At 56.4% G+C, this 1464-nt stretch carries 2 protein-coding genes; one reads left to right on the top strand and one right to left on the bottom strand.

What is annotated here, in order from left to right; translation table 11 throughout:
- Nucleotides 1-390 (bottom strand): hypothetical protein (locus LPW29_RS15100; RefSeq protein WP_238628697.1); only part of this gene is annotated, 390 nt, incomplete at its 3' end.
- Nucleotides 391-547: 157 nt separating this feature from the next.
- Here LPW29_RS15100 and LPW29_RS15095 point away from each other — a divergent pair.
- On the top strand, nt 548-1464 hold a 917-nt coding region (locus LPW29_RS15095), incomplete at its 3' end, for an IS5 family transposase (RefSeq protein ID WP_238628696.1).

Below are 1464 nucleotides of genomic sequence, written 5' to 3'. Positions count from 1 at the left end.
TTTCTGGCACTCTTTTTGTGCATAATGCCGCGCATTATAGCTATTCAAGTAGTGAAAGAAATATCGCTTATCCACTTCGTCATTTAAGCGAAGAAGGAGCAAGTTCATGCCATGATAAAGGGTCTTCTCTTCGCCAAAGTATTGAGCTACTTTTCCGACATGCTTTATGCTGTTGATATGGCTATACAGGATGTCGCCAGGCTGTAGCTCGTAGCCGTCTGCTGGCGCCGCCAAGTACCCAACCTTGCCGAAATTGATTGTTCCGTCAGCTATAGTTTCTATCCGAGTAACCGGGCACTCGGTGGAAAATTGCACTTGGCTTTGCGTTGTGCCATTTCTTGCCACCGTTAGATGGTTGCCAAGTGGCTGATATAGAGATAGCTCAGACATACCCCAACCCCTCCAAATACCCCCGCAACTCCTTCGCAGCCGCATCCCGCTCGGCCTCAATCTCCCCCAGCGTCACCCGATACTTGTGGGGATCTCGAAAAATTGCCCCAGCCGGGGCATCATAGCGACAAGCCTCCCGATCTGATGGACACCCGTCATGCAATCCGGATTCTTTGACCTGGAAGACCGTTATGCCCTGCTGGAGAAGCTGGGCGACCCGCTGCCCAAGCTCAATCGCGTGGTGGACTGGGAGGCTTTTCGGCCGACGCTGGCCAAAGTGTATGACAAGGCTCGCAAGAGCAAGGCCGGGCGCAAACCATATGACGTGGTGCTGATGTTCAAGGTGCTGGTGATTCAGCACCTGTACAACCTGTCGGATGATCAGGTGGAGTACCAGATCCGTGATCGCTACTCGTTTTGCCGTTTCCTGGGCCTCAAACCGGAGGGCCGAGTGCCGGATGCCAAGACGGTCTGGCTGTTTCGGGAACGGCTCAAGGAGTTGGATCTGGTGGATGAGCTGTTTTGTGCCTTGATGCGCGAGATCGAGGCTGCAGGCTTTGTTGCCCGGCAAGGGCAAATCGTGGACGCGAGCATGGTGCAGGCACCCCGCCAGCGTAACAGCCGCCAGGAGAACGAGGCGATCAAGGAGGGGAAGATGCCCGAGGGCTGGGAGGACAAGCCGCACCAGTTGCGGCAGAAAGACCGTGACGCCCGCTGGACCAAGAAGCACAACAAGACCTTTTACGGCTACAAGAACCACGTCAGCATTGACCGCAAACACAAGCTGGTCCGGCATTTCGAGGTGACCGATGCCAGCGTCCACGATAGCCAGGTGCTGGATTTTTTGCTGGACGACACCAACACCAGCGCCGATCTCTGGGGGGATGCCGCCTACCGATCGAAAGATCGGGAAGAGGCGTTGGCCGCTCTGGGCTATCGCAGCCACATTCACACCAAGGGGCAGGCCAATCGACCGCTCAACGAACGGCAACAGGTCGCCAACCGGCGCCGCTCCAAAATACGCGCCCGCGTGGAGCACGTCTTTGCCAGCCAGGCGGCCATGGGTAGTCAACT

The sequence above is a fragment of the Ectothiorhodospira sp. 9100 genome (genome assembly GCF_022227565.1).
GTDB classification, from domain to species: domain Bacteria; phylum Pseudomonadota; class Gammaproteobacteria; order Ectothiorhodospirales; family Ectothiorhodospiraceae; genus Ectothiorhodospira; species Ectothiorhodospira marina.
Note: the sequence above shows the minus strand (reverse complement) of the source record. Positions and strands in the feature narration are given on the sequence as shown.